At 36.0% G+C, this 18265-nt stretch carries 14 protein-coding genes; 7 read left to right on the plus strand and 7 right to left on the minus strand.

Annotated features, from left to right (window positions below):
• Nucleotides 1-355 precede the first annotated feature (355 nt).
• The 3 genes from metK to ABVM53_RS04880 all read left to right on the plus strand — a co-directional run bounded on the left by metK (nucleotide 356) and on the right by ABVM53_RS04880 (nucleotide 2967).
• Nucleotides 356-1609 (plus strand): methionine adenosyltransferase, encoded by a 1254-nt coding sequence (metK, locus tag ABVM53_RS04870; protein WP_371457701.1) that lies wholly within the window; start codon nucleotides 356-358, stop codon nucleotides 1607-1609.
• Between the two features lie 76 nt (nucleotides 1610-1685).
• Nucleotides 1686-2612 carry a 2-hydroxyacid dehydrogenase gene (locus ABVM53_RS04875; protein ID WP_405330095.1) on the plus strand — a complete coding sequence of 309 codons (927 nt, stop codon included), beginning with the start codon at nucleotides 1686-1688 and terminating at the stop codon, nucleotides 2610-2612.
• A gap of 115 nt (nucleotides 2613-2727) precedes the next feature.
• Nucleotides 2728-2967, plus strand: a complete 240-nt coding sequence (locus ABVM53_RS04880; RefSeq protein WP_405330098.1) for a hypothetical protein — start codon at nucleotides 2728-2730, stop codon at nucleotides 2965-2967.
• A 92-nt stretch (nucleotides 2968-3059) separates the two neighbouring features.
• Here ABVM53_RS04880 and ABVM53_RS04885 read toward each other — a convergent pair whose 3' ends face one another.
• Nucleotides 3060-5759, minus strand: coding sequence for a carboxypeptidase regulatory-like domain-containing protein (locus ABVM53_RS04885; protein WP_405330100.1), 2700 nt, complete (start codon nucleotides 5757-5759; stop codon nucleotides 3060-3062).
• A gap of 58 nt (nucleotides 5760-5817) precedes the next feature.
• Nucleotides 5818-6654 (minus strand): GLPGLI family protein, encoded by an 837-nt coding sequence (locus ABVM53_RS04890; protein ID WP_405330103.1) that lies wholly within the window; start codon nucleotides 6652-6654, stop codon nucleotides 5818-5820.
• A 136-nt stretch (nucleotides 6655-6790) separates the two neighbouring features.
• Here ABVM53_RS04890 and ABVM53_RS04895 point away from each other — a divergent pair, with 136 nt between their 5' ends.
• The 3 genes from ABVM53_RS04895 to ABVM53_RS04905 are packed head-to-tail and all read left to right on the plus strand — an operon-like array spanning nucleotide 6791 to nucleotide 9365.
• On the plus strand, nucleotides 6791-7585 hold the full coding sequence (locus ABVM53_RS04895; RefSeq protein ID WP_405330106.1) for a hypothetical protein: 795 nt from the start codon (nucleotides 6791-6793) through the stop codon (nucleotides 7583-7585).
• Nucleotides 7586-7588: 3 nt separating this feature from the next.
• Nucleotides 7589-8203, plus strand: coding sequence for a deoxynucleoside kinase (locus ABVM53_RS04900; protein ID WP_128758150.1), 615 nt, complete (start codon nucleotides 7589-7591; stop codon nucleotides 8201-8203).
• 58 nt (nucleotides 8204-8261) lie between these two features.
• Nucleotides 8262-9365, plus strand: a complete 1104-nt coding sequence (locus ABVM53_RS04905; protein ID WP_405330110.1) for an arabinogalactan endo-beta-1,4-galactanase — start codon at nucleotides 8262-8264, stop codon at nucleotides 9363-9365.
• Nucleotides 9366-9367: 2 nt separating this feature from the next.
• On the opposite strand, the gene ABVM53_RS04910 is transcribed toward ABVM53_RS04905, so the two are convergent.
• The 5 genes from ABVM53_RS04910 to ABVM53_RS04930 form a co-directional block, all read right to left on the minus strand.
• Nucleotides 9368-10396, minus strand: coding sequence for an App1 family protein (locus ABVM53_RS04910; protein ID WP_405330113.1), 1029 nt, complete (start codon nucleotides 10394-10396; stop codon nucleotides 9368-9370).
• A 164-nt stretch (nucleotides 10397-10560) separates the two neighbouring features.
• On the minus strand, nucleotides 10561-12837 hold the full coding sequence (locus ABVM53_RS04915) for a sodium-translocating pyrophosphatase (RefSeq protein ID WP_405330116.1): 2277 nt from the start codon (nucleotides 12835-12837) through the stop codon (nucleotides 10561-10563).
• 147 nt (nucleotides 12838-12984) lie between these two features.
• A complete protein-coding gene (locus ABVM53_RS04920) occupies nucleotides 12985-13512 on the minus strand; it encodes an inorganic diphosphatase (RefSeq protein ID WP_371457710.1) in 528 nt (175 codons plus the stop codon).
• Between the two features lie 161 nt (nucleotides 13513-13673).
• On the minus strand, nucleotides 13674-16166 hold the full coding sequence (locus tag ABVM53_RS04925) for a DUF5686 family protein (RefSeq protein WP_405330120.1): 2493 nt from the start codon (nucleotides 16164-16166) through the stop codon (nucleotides 13674-13676).
• Between the two features lie 178 nt (nucleotides 16167-16344).
• A complete protein-coding gene (locus tag ABVM53_RS04930; protein WP_128758145.1) occupies nucleotides 16345-17322 on the minus strand; it encodes a pyruvate dehydrogenase complex E1 component subunit beta in 978 nt (325 codons plus the stop codon).
• Nucleotides 17323-17517: 195 nt separating this feature from the next.
• Here ABVM53_RS04930 and ABVM53_RS04935 point away from each other — a divergent pair, with 195 nt between their 5' ends.
• Nucleotides 17518-18264, plus strand: a complete 747-nt coding sequence (locus tag ABVM53_RS04935; RefSeq protein WP_405330123.1) for an electron transfer flavoprotein subunit beta/FixA family protein — start codon at nucleotides 17518-17520, stop codon at nucleotides 18262-18264.
• Nucleotide 18265: the final 1 nt, after the last annotated feature.

Below are 18265 nucleotides of genomic sequence, written 5' to 3' on the forward strand. Positions count from 1 at the left end.
TATGAGCGTAAAGATTGCAAAACCTTTTACAGATATGCAAGTAAACCCTATTAAATTTACAAAATGAAAAGTTTTCATAAGATTTTAATAGTCGTTTTGTAATACCTTCTAAATTTATACATTTGCGAACTCATTGAGGAAAGATTTGACTGATTGCAACCTCTTATACAAGTCTAAACACCTGTATAAAAAAATGCTAAAGGCAGTAAACAACTACCAGAAGTAGCCCTCGTCAAATCTTTTTTCGATTTAAAACAATTCGCTGTGGGAGCACAGGAGTTATAAAAATCAAAACTAATTTTGAGTTTAGGTACGTCCTAAAACTTAATACCCTAATTGGGAAAAATTTGCTTGAATGGCTTACTTATTTACCTCAGAAAGTGTGTCTGAAGGACACCCTGATAAGATTGCAGATCAAATTAGCGATACGCTTTTAGATAATTTTCTAGCATTTGATCCAGAATCAAAAGTTGCTTGCGAGACACTTGTAACAACTGGGCAGGTGGTTCTGGCTGGAGAAGTTAAAAGTGACACGTATTTAGATGTTCAAAATATAGCGCGCGGTGTAATTAATGACATAGGCTATACTAAAGGTGCATATCAATTTAGTGGTGACAGCTGTGGAGTAATCTCATTGATCCATGAGCAATCTAAAGATATTAATCAAGGAGTCGACAGGGCTTCTAAAGAAGAACAAGGTGCGGGAGATCAAGGAATGATGTTTGGCTATGCGACTAAAGAAACGGCTAATTATATGCCGCTAGCTTTAGATATATCGCATCGCATTATGATCGAACTTGCAAAACTGCGCCGTGAAGATAAAGATATTACCTACCTAAGGCCAGACGCAAAGGCACAGGTTACTATTGAGTATTCTGATGATAATATCCCTCAAAAAATCGTTGCAATTGTAGTCTCTACTCAACACGACGAATTTGATGAGGACGAAAAAATGCTAGATAAGATTAAAAAAGATATAATTTCTATTTTAATCCCTCGCGTTAAGGCAGAACTTACAGATGATTTAGCAAAATTATTTAATGACGAGATTACCTATCATATAAATCCTACTGGGAAATTTGTAATAGGTGGGCCACATGGTGATTCTGGACTTACCGGTCGTAAAATTATTGTAGACACCTATGGTGGAAAAGGTGCTCACGGCGGAGGCGCATTTTCAGGAAAAGACCCTAGTAAAGTTGACCGTTCTGCTGCATACGCAGCAAGACACATTGCAAAAAATCTTGTAGCTGCCGGTGTTGCTGACGAAGTTTTGGTTCAGGTTTCTTATGCAATAGGTGTAGTGGAGCCTACTTCAATTTTTGTTGATACCTACGGAACCAAAAAAGTGAGTATGAGTAATGGTGAGATTGCATCAAAAGTACGTGAGCTTTTTGATATGCGACCTGCAGCCATTGAAGAGCGTTTAAAATTGCGCAATCCTATTTACAGAGAGACTGCAGCCTATGGTCACATGGGTAAAGATCCTCAGGTAATCACTAAAATATTTGAAAGTCCATACAGTGGTAGAGTGACAAAGAAAGTTGAACTCTTTACTTGGGAAAAACTGGATTATGTAGATAAAGTAAAAGAAGCTTTCGGCTTATAAAATTTAAATACTTCACAATACACTATCTAATGCCATTCAATTTGAATGGCATTTTTTAATTTTAGATAAAAAAATAATGGCATTACTACTTATACGTAACGATAAAAATTATGAACCGTGGATCGAGGCTTTAAAAAAGGCCGATTCTTCAATCACCGTAGTAACTCCCGAGACGGTGGAAAATCCTGATGAGGTTACAATGGCTGTTACCTGGAAAGCTCCACAAGGAAGTTTTGCAGATTACCCTAATCTAAAAGTGATAGGATCAATGGGTGCTGGTGTAGATCATTTATTTGAGGATAAATCATTACCCGGAGATGTGACTCTTACTCGTGTAGTAGATGACAAACTCGCCAGTGATATGCAAGAATTTGTAAGTGCACTATGCCTAAATCATATTAGAAATTTAAAAGTTTATTCGGCATTACAAGATCAATCAAATTGGAAACCTACTCCATACCGCAGAGCAAAAGAAGTTTGTGTAGGGATTTTAGGACTAGGAACACTAGGCCAAGCTGTGGGAACTATGCTAACTAATATAGGCTTTAAAGTAACCGGCTGGTCTCACTCAAAAAAGGAAATTGAAAATATAACTAGTTATTCTCAGAACGAACTTGATGCGTTTTTATCGGAAGCAGAAATTCTTGTCTGCCTACTTCCTTTAACTGAAAAAACTCAAGGTATTTTAAATACTGAATTATTTTCTAAACTTCCTAAAGGCGCATATTTAATCAATGTAGCCCGAGGAGGACACTTAGTAGAAAACGATTTAACCGAAGCATTAAAAACTGGTCAATTAAGTGGTGCTGCATTAGATGTTTTTAATACAGAGCCTTTACCTGAAGATCATTCTTTCTGGGAAAATAAGGATATCATTATCACCCCACATATTGCAAGTATGAGCAATGCAGCTTCTGTATCGTCGCAAATTGCCAAGAATTACAAAAGATTACAAAAGGGTGAAGAATTAATGAATACGGTCTCCCACGATAGAGGATATTAATTAGCTCCAGTTAATTATTGAAACCGTTAAAAAGCCCCTAATTACTTGTAAAGTGAGGTTAAAAGAGGCATTTTCAGGCTTCAATCCCTATATCTTTAATAAAAATTAAAAGATTATGGATCAAGCAAAGTATGATGAAATGGAAAGAATGCTTCACAAACTGGAGGATATTAAGAATAGCCAGGAAAGCATTATCGATAAAATAAATCATGTCATTACAGACCTTTTTCAGCATCCCGATAAGGAACTTGAAAAAGCAATGGAAGCTGCTCATCAAAAAGCGTCAGATAATGTCGACAAAATTTCAGAGGCCATTGAAGCCTATGAAATGAAATTCAATAAAGCTCAGTTATAGTTTAGCCTAACCTATTAAAAAGTAAAAACCCGTTTAGTTCTTGAGAACCTTACGGGTTTTTTTAATCCTTGCTAACGCTAATTAATTAGGATTTACAGATTGTATTTTATGGATGCCATTAAAATTCTTGGCTGTACAAAATACTCTGTAGTTGTACTATAGGTCTCATTAAAACTGTCATTGTTTAATGAGTCTACGTTAAGCAAATTAGTACCGTCTAAACGGAACTCCCATTTACTTTCCGGCTTTTGATAGCGCAATCCGGCTTCGATAAACGAATATTCGTTCTGCGTAGTATCGTCTTTATCATAATAATTATAATAACTCCAATCTGCGGTAAATGTAAAGCCGTTTAAAAATTTTACATCCACATTTGCAAACGGGCGATCTGTATAAAAAATACGCTCTAAACCACCGTTTTCGTAGTTATTTATACTTCGGTTATATCCAATTTCAAAGTTGGGAGCGTTTTTAAAATTAGTCTCTACACTCCCTTGATAATTTTGGGTAAAATTTTGAGATAATGTAGGCTGCGCATTTACAATATTATTAAGCTCGCTATATGAAACGCTACCGCTCAAATTTGCTTTCCATTTTCTGAAGGTCTTCTGAAATCGACCGTTGGCACTTAATACCTCATCAACAAAATTACTATTAATAGGAGATGACGCTTGATTTATCTGGTCTATCGCTGTTTGACTTTTTATTGCATCTATACGCTTTGTATAGCTCAACCCTCCATTAATATTTGTGAAGTTGAACATATTGAAGTTGAAATAATTTAATCGTGCAGAATGAAAAATGGCATTTTCAATCTCTCTATTACCTCTAAACATTCGGTTATAATTATTAAACACATAACCTTCAGCAAAATTATTTACATCTGTATAATCTGCGGTCATCTGGTAATCCAGACGTAAACTTTCACTTTGTTTAAACTGTGCTATTGCATACAAATCTGGAAGTAATTTAAACTCGCTCTCACTGGTTTCAGTCCCTAATTGTTCTGATGATACCGTATAATTATGCAAGGTTAATCCCGGAGTAAATGTAAATATGCCTGTTTTAAATTTGTAATGTGCTCCTACAAATACATCACTAAATTTATAGGTAACATCATTATTAAGACTATCTCCTACAAAATTGTTTAAACTCCCATTATCCAAAATTTGAAATATATTAGAGTTAAAATTTTGTCTGCTCAACGTGGTACCAAGAGTTAAATTAAGGTTGCTCTTATCATTTATCACGTAGTAATAATCAATCTTACTATCTATTTTATTGGTCTCAATCATTTTATCCTGATTGATATCAAAATCTGATTGATTTGTATCTAGCGGAAGGATTTGCGTAAAAGGCTGCTGCTGTACAGTGGCACTATAAAACGGATCTTCTTTTTGATATAAATGCTGTACAAATCCCGCAAAAATATTTTTCTCATCCAGGGTATAGTAAGCGTTAAGATTTTGATTTAAGCTGAAAGGATTATTATCCTTTTCTTCGGTAATAGGGTTAGTTACTACATTACCTGAATCTGTAAATATGGAAAGCGCATCGGTCATCTCGCTTTGTTCAGACTTTTTTGCCAAAATATCATAGTCTAACTGAAGCTTATCATTTGGTTTATAAATCGAACTAAATTTTACCATCCCGAGTTGATTGCGCTGTTCGCTTGTTTCAGTGTTTACTTCTGTGGCTTCTGTAGCAATATAATTACGTAAAGAACGCTGAATAAAATCTGTAGAGTTATCGCTAAACAATGCAAAACCACTTATATCCCAAGCGTCTGATGCTTCATAGCTAAAGTTTGCAGCACCAAAGTTTGTAGAGATTTCACTTGCTCTATTATTTTGGGTAGTTAAAAAGCTTAATCCGCTATCTGCAATATTAAACGAGGTACCGCCACGCTGATTAAAATTTCTAAATCCTCCTGTAAAATTCAAATAGTCTCTAAAAGTGAAAGGCACATCACCGGTATTATTTGTATTTCCAATCACATTAATACTTCCTTTAGGGCTGTAGTAAAACAGCTTTGTACTACCCAAGTAACGGGTTTTTTCGCCATCTCCTAAACCACCTTGAATCTCTCCAAACCAAAAATTCTTTTTACCTTCTTTTAATTTTAAGTTTATTGCTACGTTATCTTGATCATTTCCTAAACCTCTCATTTGATCAATCTCATTGAAGTTCTTTAAAACCTCAACTTTCTTCAATGCATCTGCAGGAATATTTTTTACAGCTAATTTTGAACTTCCATCAAAAAAATCTTTTCCTTCTATCATTACCTTAGATACCGTTTGACCTTCTACTTGTATTTCTCCATCGTCGCTAACTGTAACTCCGGGTAATTTTTTTAGAATATCCCCTAACTTCTGCTCGGTACCATTGGTAAAGCTATCGGTATTATATACAATGGTATCTCCTCGAACTACAACGGGCATCTCGTACACAATTTCCACATCGTCCAGTTGGTTCTCTGCAGGTAAAAGCACAAAATCGAGAGTAATATCATCTGCATCTTTCTCGATGTTGAGTTCGCGGGTAGTGGGTGCAAGTCTTAAAAAACTAGCAACCAGTGAATAGTTATATCCTGATGGTAGATTAAATTGAAATTTACCGGCGGTATTAGATATAGCATACGACTCCATTTCTCCTGTGTCGCTGTGGGTAGCTATTACGTTAGCCAATTCTAGGGGAGTTCCTGCATCGTCTTTAACTGTTCCTGAAATGCGTACGCTTTGAGCAGTTGTAGATAAAGTAATAAGCAGAAATAAGGCAATGAAATATTTCATTAATTGAGGTTGTTAATTGTACAAAATAAAGTTGGTTGATTGTTAAAAGTAAATTCTATTATCCGCGTCCTCCGGGACCATTACGTCTTCCATTGCCAAGGCGCTCTGCCATTTCTTTAGTTTTTTCTGCAACTATCTTTTCATACTCTAATCTTGATACTTTATCTCCTTTTTTAGGAACATCAATTTCGATACCCTCTTTAGGGTTAATTACAATTTTATTACAAAGTATAACTGTACGTCCTGCTGTAACTTCCAGTACAAGACCGGGAAGACCCCAGAATTCATCGGGACCTTGACTTACCGGTATTTGAGGTGTATACCAGGCTGTAATTAATTCTTCTGTAGGCTCTTGAGTTTTTTCTTCCTCTTCTCTACCTCCTCTTCTTGGACGCATAGCTTCCCAAGGATTTGGGTCTGTTTTACGTATTGCAGTTGCTTTAAATGCTGCATATTGACCTATCATTTTGCTTTCTTTCTCAAGTTTCCAATCTAATTTTGACAGCGTATCTTTTACAAGAAAGTTTTTACCCATCAAATCATTCTCGCGAGCATAGACATTCTCTGCTATATTTTTATAAACGCCTCCTTGTGAGAAACCACCACCAAAACGCATACCGCCACCACCCGCACCCGGGGTTTCTAATTTTTCTACCTCTTCATAGATAGATTCGTCCTTTGTAAAAGTCAGGGTAAAGGTCTTTTCTAACCTACTTTTTATTCGTTCTGCAAACTGCTTTTTTTGTTGTTCACTAATTTCACGACCGCCAAAACCTTCCATATCAAAAGAAGTTTTGGATTGATAGGTAGCAATACCTCCATCAAAGGTCTGTGCGCTAAGTGCAGTAGTTAAAATACTAAAGACAAAAGCGAGAACTAAAGATTGAATTTTCATAAGTCATATGGTTTATCGCTCTTTGACTTCTAAATTTCTTAAAGGTTTAACGCTATAAAAATTTATGTTAACTAACTCGTTGAAGTACTTGACTATTTAAAAGTTAGGACCTTCTATTTTTTTGTAATTTTCGCAAATGCGATTGCTTTTCATCATTTGTTTGTTTATCCCGGGATTTCTGATAGCACAAGACTCGCTCGTAGTCTCAGCATCAGAGTTAGGTAAGAAAATTTCACTGCAGGCAGACACCTTTGTGGGAGTAGATACTTATCAAAGTTTATATTATATAAAGAATAAAACATTACATAAAGAAAATGCAGGCACGACCATTCAGTTTAGTAATTTACAATTAGGAACTATTAGCGATGTTGATCTCCTAAACCCCTTAAGAATCACCCTTTTTTATGCTGAAACGAATACGGCAGTAATTCTTGATAATACCTTAAATGAAATAACCCGTATTCAATTTAACGAACTAGAAAACTTTAGAAATATTAGTCACGCTCGCACGGCCAGCGATCGTCGATTATGGGTATTTAATGTAGATGCTCAACGTCTTGAACTATATGATTACTTAAATAATGCATTCATAATCGATTTTACTCCTCAGAATCAAAATGCGCTAGCAATTACAAATGATTATAACACCTGCTGGGTACGTACAACAGATACTCTATATCAATACAATCAATACGGTAGTTTACTCAGTAAGCAGCCTATCAATAAATTGGGTGATTTTCAATATTCAAAAGGAGAAATGATAGCGATTATAGATGATACACTCTCTATTAGATCTATAAATAGTAAGCACTGGTCACCCATTAAATACCTGCCGGAAGATATAAAAGCATTTTATTTGAATGCAGGAATCCTGTATCTTTACCATTCTGATTTAATCTCAACCTACAAACTGAACCTACCTAAATTTTAACTCATGCACATAGCCATTGCAGGCAATATAGGCGCCGGAAAAACCACTCTTACACGACTACTTGCTAAACATTTTAACTGGCAAGCACAATTTGAAGATGTGGTTGACAATCCCTATCTAGATGATTTTTATAATTCGATGGAGCGCTGGTCATTTAATCTTCAGATTTACTTTTTAAATAGCCGATTTAGACAGCTTCTTGAAATAAAAGATAGTGAAACTGCCATTATTCAAGATCGCACAATTTATGAGGATGCATTTATTTTTGCTCCTAACTTACATGCTATGGGTTTGTTAACTAATCGCGATTTTAATAACTACAGATCATTATTTGATTTGATGGAAAGCGTTGTTGATCCGCCAGATTTACTTATTTATTTACGTAGCAGCATACCCAATTTAGTAGCTCAAATTCACAAGCGCGGTCGTGATTATGAAAATTCAATTTCTATAGACTACTTAAGCAGATTAAACGAGCGTTATGAGGCGTGGATTCACGATTATACCAAAGGAAATCTACTCATTATTGATGTAGACGACATAAATTTTGTCGACAATCCAGAAGATCTGGGTGATATTATAAATAGAATAGATGCAGAATTAAATGGACTCTTCTAGAATTAATATTTTTTTTCTGAAATTATTCCTTAGTCTATTCTTGGTAACTCTTTCATTCTTGAGCTGCAATAAGAGTGATTTAAAAAACCAAATCCAACAGCCGGAAGCTCCTATATTAGGAGCAGATTTATCGTATGTTAATGAAATTGAAGATGCGAGCGCATTTTTCACTTCAGAAGGAGACACCATAGATCCTTATTCTTATTTCGCAGAAAAAGGTGCAAATATTATTCGTTTGCGATTATGGCATAATCCAGAACATTCACCTTATTCTAATTTTGAAGATGTAAAACGGTCTATAAAACGTGCACACGATGCCGGAGTTGCTGTTTTACTTGATTTCCATTATTCTGATTTCTGGGTAGATCCTCAAAAACAAGAACGCCCTAAAGCGTGGGAGGAAATCCAGGATGATCAGGTAATGGCTGATAGTGTTTACAACTACACATATCAAACACTAAAAAAATTAGCTAAGGAAAACCTGCAACCACAATGGGTTCAAGTTGGTAATGAAACCAATATTGAAATTCTTCAGGCTAAAGATTCTGAAAATAATGATACAATCAACTGGAGACGAAATGCATTGTTATTAAATAAGGGTATCAAAGCTGTGAGAGATTTTTCTCAATCATCAAATTCGGCAATAAAGATTGTTCTTCATATAGCACAACCCGAAAATGCGCTTAATTGGTTTAAAGACGCACAAACAAACGACGTAACAGATTTTGACATCATAGGGCTTTCTTATTATTCAAAATGGTCAACTTATGCATTACGTGATTTGCATCGCGCTATAGATTCTCTAAAAACCACTTATAAGAAAGAGATTGTAATTGTAGAAACCGCTTACTCACATACACTTGAGAATATAGATGCTGCGGGGAATATTCTTGGAGAAGATGCTATAATTCCTAATTTTCCTGCAACTCCTCAAGGTCAGAAAAATTACTTGATAAAGCTTACAAATGAAGTTCTAAAAGCAGGAGGTCTTGGAGTTATTTATTGGGAACCAGCCTGGGTTACTTCCTCTTCAAGTACGCTATGGGGAACTGGATCTCACTGGGATAATGCAACATTTTTTGACGCGTTTAATTCCAATGAAGCATTGCCAGCCTTTGATTTTTTTGATAAGGAAAATTATAAATACGCAGAAAAAGAATAAAATTAGATAATTAAACCTTGCTCTCTGGCATGATCTTCGGCAGCGGTGCTATCTTTTACGAGTAGAGCTGGGGTTACTTCAAATTTTTCCAGTAGGCCACGTACTCTAAAAGCACGTTTTTCGTGAGTTACACTTCGCAAATAAATCGCTTTAATACGTTCTGGATATTCTTCGGCTATTTCTATATAAATATCAGCATCGTGCTCACCACTATCTCCTATAAGAACAAATTGTAAATCTGGATACGTCTTTAAAATATTCCGGATTTCATGTTGTTTATGTGGTTTTTCAGGTTTTGGCGTTCGATCAAAAGGAGTCCTAAAATCACGCAATAGGATGGCGCCTTTTGGGAAACTATTATTCTTGATAAATGCTTCCAGATAGTAGTATAAATTCCACGGACTATTGCTCACATAAAACATAGGGTTTGATGCATTCCCAGATTTACCCAAATGTAATTTTTTATAGAAATCTGCAGCACCTGTAAAAGGCGTACGTTTACCCACACCTTTAAATAATGTATTTAAAATTACCCGCCATTTTAAAAGTGATGTTACACCTGTCTTCAACATAGTATCATCGATATCACTAATAACACCGTATTCAGCTTTATCAGACGGGATAAGCATTTGAGCAGCAAACCTATTGTCATTGGTTACTAATCGCTTTTGATTTTCATCGTCATAAGCCAATTCCAATTGTAGCCAACCCTCCTCATTAGTAAGATCCTTTAGATTTGCTAATTTTTCATCAACCTTAAAATAGCCCTCTTCATCTGTTACAGCATACAAAACGCGATTATCTGGCAATTTAACTTTGATCTTAGCGTGTGAGAGCTCATCGCTTCTAAACTGTCTGTAGGCATTTTTAAATGCATTTACAAAACCGGTTTTTTCTAAATTAACACCTTCATCTTCAAGCGCCCTACCTAACAAATAAATATGCTCATGGGTACCATAACTTTGATACCCATGTATTTGCAAGGGGTCTTTTTCGTGAAGATTCAATCTCTGTAAAACATCTTTAAACATAACTTTAAATTATAAAATCCCGACATGCTAGCCGGGATTTTAATGGTAAAGTTGTCTTAAGGATACGTTATTCTTTTATTTGAATTCTCGGTTTTTTAACTTCATTTTTAATAGATACAAATACGTTATTTTCAGATCTCCTTCTGCTACATTTCAAGTGGCTGTTAGGGTTTTGCATTTAAAATATGTTCATCTGCTATTCCAGACTTTTCAGTTCGTACTAAATCGCTATTGGTTCGAGCTACATCTACTTCAATATTAATAGGATTTGAATCAACCAAAACCTCATCATTTTCGGTAGCTAATAATGGAGCAATAACTAACCCTACTAGGCAGGTAAGTTTAATAAGTATATTCATTGAAGGGCCTGATGTATCCTTAAATGGATCACCAACCGTGTCACCAGTAACTGCTGCTTTATGTGCATCGCTACCTTTGTAAGACATTTTACCTTCGATTTCTACACCTGCTTCAAATGATTTTTTTGCATTATCCCAGGCACCTCCAGCATTATTCTGAAAGATCGCCCACATGACTCCGGAGACACAAACACCCGCCATATAACCTCCCAGTGGTTCAGCTCCAAATAAAAGTCCCATCAAAATGGGAGTAATTATTGTTATTAATCCCGGTAGAATCATCTCTCTTAAGGCAGCTTTAGTAGAAATCTCAACACACTTTCCATATTCAGGTTTTCCTGTACCTTCTAGTATTCCCGGAATTTCCCTAAACTGTCTGCGTACCTCCTGCACCATTTGCATCGCAGCTTTACCAACAGATTGCATTGCTAATGCCGAAAAAACAACAGGAATCATTCCGCCTACAAACAGAGCGGCTAATACATCAGCTTTAAATATATTAATACCATCAATCCCCGTAAATGTAACGTACGCAGCAAAAAGTGCGAGTGCTGTAAGCGCTGCAGAAGCAATAGCAAAACCTTTACCTACTGCTGCAGTGGTATTACCTACAGAATCTAAAATATCGGTACGTTCACGCACATGATCATCGAGATTACTCATCTCTGCAACTCCGCCGGCATTATCTGCGATAGGTCCGAAGGCGTCTATAGCTAATTGCATTGCGGTAGTTGCCATCATTGCTGAAGCCGCTAAAGCTACTCCGTAAAATCCTGCCAACTCATATGACCCATAAATAGCAGCCGCAAATAGCAATACAGAAAGAAAAGTAGATTTCATACCCACAGCTAAACCAGCAATAATATTTGTTGCCGCTCCAGTAGAAGAATTTTTTACAATACTCATAACTGGCCCCTTCCCTAAACTTGTGTAATGCGCCGTAACAATAGAAATTAGAGCACCTACCGCAAGACCAATGCAAGCTGACCAGAATACATTTAAAGAAGGAATATCTTTATACCCTTCTCCAAAAAATTGCATCGACATAGATTGTGGTAACATCCAGTCAATAAGAAAATAACTAGCAACCAAGGTTAATAGTATAGCTACCCAGTTACCGGCATCTAAGGCCCGTTGAACTTGGCTTTCTTTGGCATTATTATTTTTAATACCCACTAAAAATGTCCCGATGATTGAAGCTAGAATTCCTACTCCTGCAATAACAATAGGTAATAAAACGGGCCCCATATTATTAAAAGCATCTGTAAATTGACTATCTCTAGACATATCTCGCACTAGATAGTTACCCAAAACCATAGCTGCTAACACTGTTGCTACATAACTACCAAAAAGATCTGCACCCATACCGGCAACATCACCTACGTTATCACCCACATTATCTGCAATTGTCGCGGGATTACGAGGATCATCTTCAGGAATTCCGGCTTCTACTTTACCCACCAGATCTGCTCCCACATCTGCGGCTTTTGTATAAATACCTCCTCCTACGCGAGCAAAAAGCGCTATCGACTCTGCACCTAAAGAGAACCCCGCCAACGTTTCTAATACTACTGTCATTTCTTTATAAAAATCGCCGCCTTCAGTTAAAAAGCTTCCCATTAAAAAAAGAAAAATTAGACTCAATCCTAAAACGGCTAATCCTGCAACTCCAAGTCCCATAACCGTACCTCCTCCAAAACTTACTTTCAGAGCTTGAGGCAAACTTGATTTTGCAGCCTCTGCTGTACGTGCATTTGCATCAGTAGCAATGCGCATTCCTATATTTCCTGCTAGAGCAGAAAAAAAAGCACCAATAATAAAGGCTGGAACAATCATCCAGCTTGTTGTATCTACCATATACGACACCACAAACAACAATCCGGAGGCAATAATAACAAAGATGAGTAACAGCCTATATTCGGCAGCTAAGAATGCAAGAGCTCCTTCTTTGATGCTTTTTGAAATATCCTGCATTTTTTCATTTCCGCTGGGTTGTCTCCTGACCCAAGCCATTTTGATAAACATAAAAAGCAGTCCAATGATCGCCAAAACGATTGGCACGTAGATAATGTTAGATTCCATAAATGAGCTTTTAAATTATTACTACAATAATGCTAAAGTAGTAAAATTGCGATTAACATAATTAAATTGAATATTTACAGAGAATATACAATAAAAAAAGACCGCTTATTAGCGGTCTTTCATATAAGTCATTAAATTCTTGCGAACTTAATCTATACTCACATCTTCTTTAGGAATATCGCTATTCTTATAACGATCTATACACTGAATGATAATTTCTTTTGCCTCGTGTACATCTCCAAAACCACCTACATCCACTTTTTTCTTTTCAAGATCTTTATAAACTTGAAAGAAATGCTCGATTTCTTTGATTAAGTGTGGGTTTAACTCACTAAGATCTTTAGTACTACTTGCGATAGGATCACTTACCGGTACACAAATAATTTTTTCATCTGGACCTTTTTCATCGGTCATATGAAATACACCAATAGGCTTAACTTCCATTACACAGCCTGGAAAAGTAGGCTCTGTAACTAAAACTAGAACATCTAAAGGATCACCATCTAGCGCTAATGTTTGTGGGATAAATCCGTAATCTGCAGGGTACATCATTGAAGAAAAAATCATACGGTCATATCGTATTTTTTTCAACTTAAAATCATACTCATACTTATTACGACTACCCTTCGGTATTTCGATAAGAACGTCAAATGCTGAAATTTGCTCTGTTGTCATGCTATTATATATTTTTTCTATTGTTTTTTTACGTAAAATAGGCTGCAAAAATAGACCAAATGAGAAGCTACGACAAACAAATCTTCTAAAAGTAACATCTAGTTAACCAGCAAACTACTTTTTACATCAAACTAATACTCTCACTATCACATTGCTTGATTTTAGAACGAAAACTCCAGCGCTCCAGTTACTCCAAATTTACGTGCGTCTGGTACATCTAAATAGTTTCCTCTAAAATTAAAATCAATTCGAAGTATTTTTAAAATATTACCCACTCCAAAGCTATATTCATAGTACGGTTTAGAGTCTGGCGCGATATATCTTATATTAGAAGCATTGATAAGTTGGTTTTCATTTGAAATTTCTCCCCAAGCACCTCTAAAACCAATTATCTCGCGTAGGTTTAATTTCTTAAGTAGTGGAATTTTACCAAATAATCTTCCTCCAAAGTTATGTTCCAGGTGAAGCGTAGCATACGTATCTGTTACAAATTCATAATAATTTAACTGCGGAAATGTCCCGTATATTGAAAATAGATTTTGATTACCAGGAATAACACTCAACAAGCCTAATGGCACTTCACCAAAGGTTTTACCGGCCTCGATTGTAGAACTAAACGTACCTAAGCCACCCATTCTCCACGGTTGACGATACGAGAACTGAAGCTTCTCGTAATCAAAATCACTATCAAGGAGACCTTCAACTCCTTTAGTATAACCTAAAAATAGGGTTGGAAACCATTCATTACTGGTGGTGCGCTCAACCCCGTATCCTGAGGTACGTTTACCCGGTTCAAATATTGCACTCAGTACAAATTCTGTTTGCTTTACTTCAGAGGCAATTTCTGTTTGTGACAAGTCTGTAAAATAATCTAGGTTAAATGTTGGTGATGCAGATTTTAATGTTCTGTATGACATATCAGAACGTATAATCAAATTCTTTAAAAATTCTGCCTCAATTGCAAAGTTGGCAAGTTTGAGACTCGTAAGTTGGTCGTTGTTTCCTACAGTAACTAAAGATGATGAAGCTAGATTTCTCCCTAATACATCTGTTGAAGTTGTTAGACTTGCGGCTATTTGCTCAATATCTTGTCTATATCCCCCAGAAACTATAAGTCTTGCTTTATTGTCAAGCAGGATTTTACCCGAAATACCGAATTTAAATTTATCATCTTTAAAACCATATGCGCCAAAACCTTCTAGCCTCCAAGGATCGTTTTGGTCAAAATAAGTTCTTGCACCTAAGCGCACTCGTAATCCTTCGACATCATTAAAGCCAAGAGCAGAAAATACAGGACCTATATCCAAATTTGCTTTATCCCATTCATAATATCCACTTACCAGAACGGCTCCCGCATCATATAAACGCTGAAATTTAGGAACTTTCTTAAGCGAATCGAGCATTACGTACACCCCTTTTTCATCTTTGCTTAAAGGTTCGAGACGTTTTTCTTCCCAAAAATCATCTCCTTTAGTATATACATCCTCTTCATATTTAGAAACGCGCTCATCATAAACTTTTTCATCTAGTTTCTTATCAAATGTATAGTTGTCATAAAGTGTAGTGCGCTTTCCATAGATTCCACGACTTCCTTCTTTTTTCCGAAGAGAGAAATCTGAAAGAAAATAATCACGCGTTATTAAGAATACCGAGTCATTAAGCACATCGTACTCCTGCTCAATGTAGATCTCTTTAACCCAATTGATATTGGCACTTTTATTAACCTGCAGATTTATTTCTTTAATTGCCCAGGTTGTATCATTTACCCAAAAATCTCCTTTAAATGTGAGTTCGTTAGAGCGTCGTGGATAATATATAATATTATAGCACCACTTGTCTTTTATAAATGTACTATCTGCAAGTACATAGTTATAGGTGTCGATACCTGTTGTTGACAACGGACTCACAAAACTCTTATCAAAAAACTTAAGGTAGTTGTCATATATATTAAACTCATTATAGAGCTCTTGAATAAAAGCTATTAAAGTTTGATTTGTACTAAAGCCACTATTTCTATTGCCTTCTAATTCCTCTTTTTCTTTCCCCAGAATATTATCTCCGTAAACTTTACTGCTACGTTCATTTATAAAAATGGGCAAATAGGTCTTTCCGGTAATTCTAGAAGTGTCCATCTGATCAAAAATAAACTCCATCTTATTAAAGATTTTGCTATTTATCAATGCACTATCAATAGTGTTAAGATCAAATTCTACCTTCTCATATTTATCATACTGGTATTGCTTGACATTGCTCAAGCCATTAGATCGTTTGTTTTCCCAGATCTTTCTCAATATATCTATTGCCGGGTTGTTCTTTTTAGATTGTTTACCTGTATAAATTACAACCTCACTAAGACTTTCGGTTTCTTCACCAAGAGTGATTTTTAAATCATAATTAACCTTTTGCGGCAACGCTACTTCTTTAGACTGAAAACCTACAAAAGACACCTTTAAACCTGTATAGGTAGCATCTGACTGTATATAAAAACGTCCATCCTCATTAGTAATTGTTCCTTCTGTAGAACCTGCAAACACAACATTTGCAAAAGGTATAGGGCTACCGGCATCATCATAAACTATCCCTCCTGCCTTAGTCTGACCTATAGCTAGTACAGGAAGAAGGACAAGTAATAATAAGATTAAAATTCTCTTCATAAATGGTATAAGTAGGTCTCTCTTGGGGAGCGTCTAGCACTTTTTACAGGGCTAATTAGTACTATATATACGGCAATTTTACCGCACAAGTTCTATTTGTCGCAAAACGGAACTTTTATTAACAAAAAAAGCTTCATTAATCAGAGATTAATGAAGCTTCAAAGATAATTGTAACAGTCTATCTGTAAAGTACTTTTTTCACAGCTTTAACAACGTCATTACTATTAGGAATCCATTCTTTTAAAAGTCCCGGTGAGTAAGGCGCAGGAGTATCTGCCGTGTTTATTTTTACAATAGGAGCATCCAGATAATCAAAGGCTTGCTCTTGTACTTGATATGTGATTTCTGTAGAAACATTACCAAAAGGCCAAGCTTCTTCAAGAATTACTAATCTATTTGTTTTTTTCACAGATTCAAGAACAGTATTAATATCTAAAGGTCTTACCGTACGTAAATCGATAATTTCACAAGATATTCCTTCTTTTTCTAATTCGTCTGCGGCAGTATAAGCCTCTTTAATAATTTTACCAAAAGATACTATAGTAACATCTTTACCTGCTCTTTTGATATCTGCAACACCTATAGGAATAAGGTAATCACCTTCCGGAACTTCTCCTTTATCACCATACATCTGCTCACTCTCCATAAAAATAACTGGATCATCATCACGTATAGCCGCTTTAAGTAGACCTTTTGCATCTGCTGGGTTTGAAGGCACAATAACCTTAAGTCCCGGAGTATTTGCAAACCAACTTTCAAATGCTTGTGAGTGTGTTGCTCCTAATTGCCCTGCTGAAGCAGTAGGACCTCTAAAAACGATAGGACAATTAAATTGACCTCCAGACATCTGGCGTATTTTTGCCGCATTGTTTATAATCTGATCAATTCCAACTAGTGAGAAATTAAATGTCATATATTCTACAATAGGACGGTTACCGTTCATAGCACTACCTATGGCAATACCGGCAAAACCAAGCTCAGAGATAGGAGTATCAATCACGCGGTCTGGACCAAACTCGTCTAGCATACCTTTAGATGCTTTATATGCACCATTATATTCTGCTACTTCTTCACCCATAAGGTAAATGGTGTCATCCCGACGCATCTCTTCACTCATGGCCTCGCAAATGGCTTCCCTAAATTGTATTGTTTTCATATATTAAAGTGGATGTAATAATACAGTTAAATCAAGTAAATTCCCCAAATTTGAAGGGGTAGCAAAAATAGCAATTAAATCAACCTAAAAGAATTTGATTTAACTAAAATTTGTTATGCGCGCATAGTAAATTTCAAATATTAATGCTTATTTTCGTATCGCAAACGAAATAGTTACTCTAAAAAGAAATTATATATGAAAATATTAGTGTGCATCAGCCACGTACCTGATACGACTTCCAAGATCAACTTTACAGACAATGACACGCAATTTGACACTAACGGTGTTCAATTTGTAATAAATCCTAATGATGAATTTGGGCTAACCCGAGCAATGTGGTTTAAAGAAAAACAAAATGCTACCGTAGATATTGTAAATGTAGGGGGCGCAGAAACAGAACCTACACTTCGTAAAGCCCTAGCAATAGGCGCAGATTCTGCTATACGTTTAAATACAGAAGCACTAGATGGTTTTCAAGTGGCAAAAGAACTAAGTGTAATTGCTAAAGAAGGTAATTACGATTTAATAATTGCCGGTCGTGAATCTATAGATTACAATGGAGGTATGGTACCAGGAATGCTTGCCAGTTTAATAGGTGCAAGTTTTATAAATACTTGTATTAATCTTGAAATAGAAGGCGACTCTGCAACTGCCATACGAGAAATTGATGGTGGTAAAGAAACTGTAACCGCAAAGCTTCCTCTGGTAATAGGTGGTCAAAAAGGTCTTGTAGAAGAAAGTGATCTGCGTATTCCAAATATGCGCGGAATTATGATGGCTCGTAAGAAACCTCTAGATGTAAAAGAACCACAAGGAGCTTCTACAGAAACTAAAGCGGTTTCATTTGAAAAGCCGGCTCCCAAAGGTGCTGTAAAATTAATTTCTCCAGACAATTTAGATGAGCTTATAGATCTCCTTCATAACGAAGCAAAAGCTATTTAAA

The sequence above is a fragment of the Leeuwenhoekiella sp. LLG6367-2.1 genome, from assembly GCF_045055775.1.
Classification (GTDB): Bacteria; Bacteroidota; Bacteroidia; order Flavobacteriales; family Flavobacteriaceae; genus Leeuwenhoekiella; species Leeuwenhoekiella aequorea.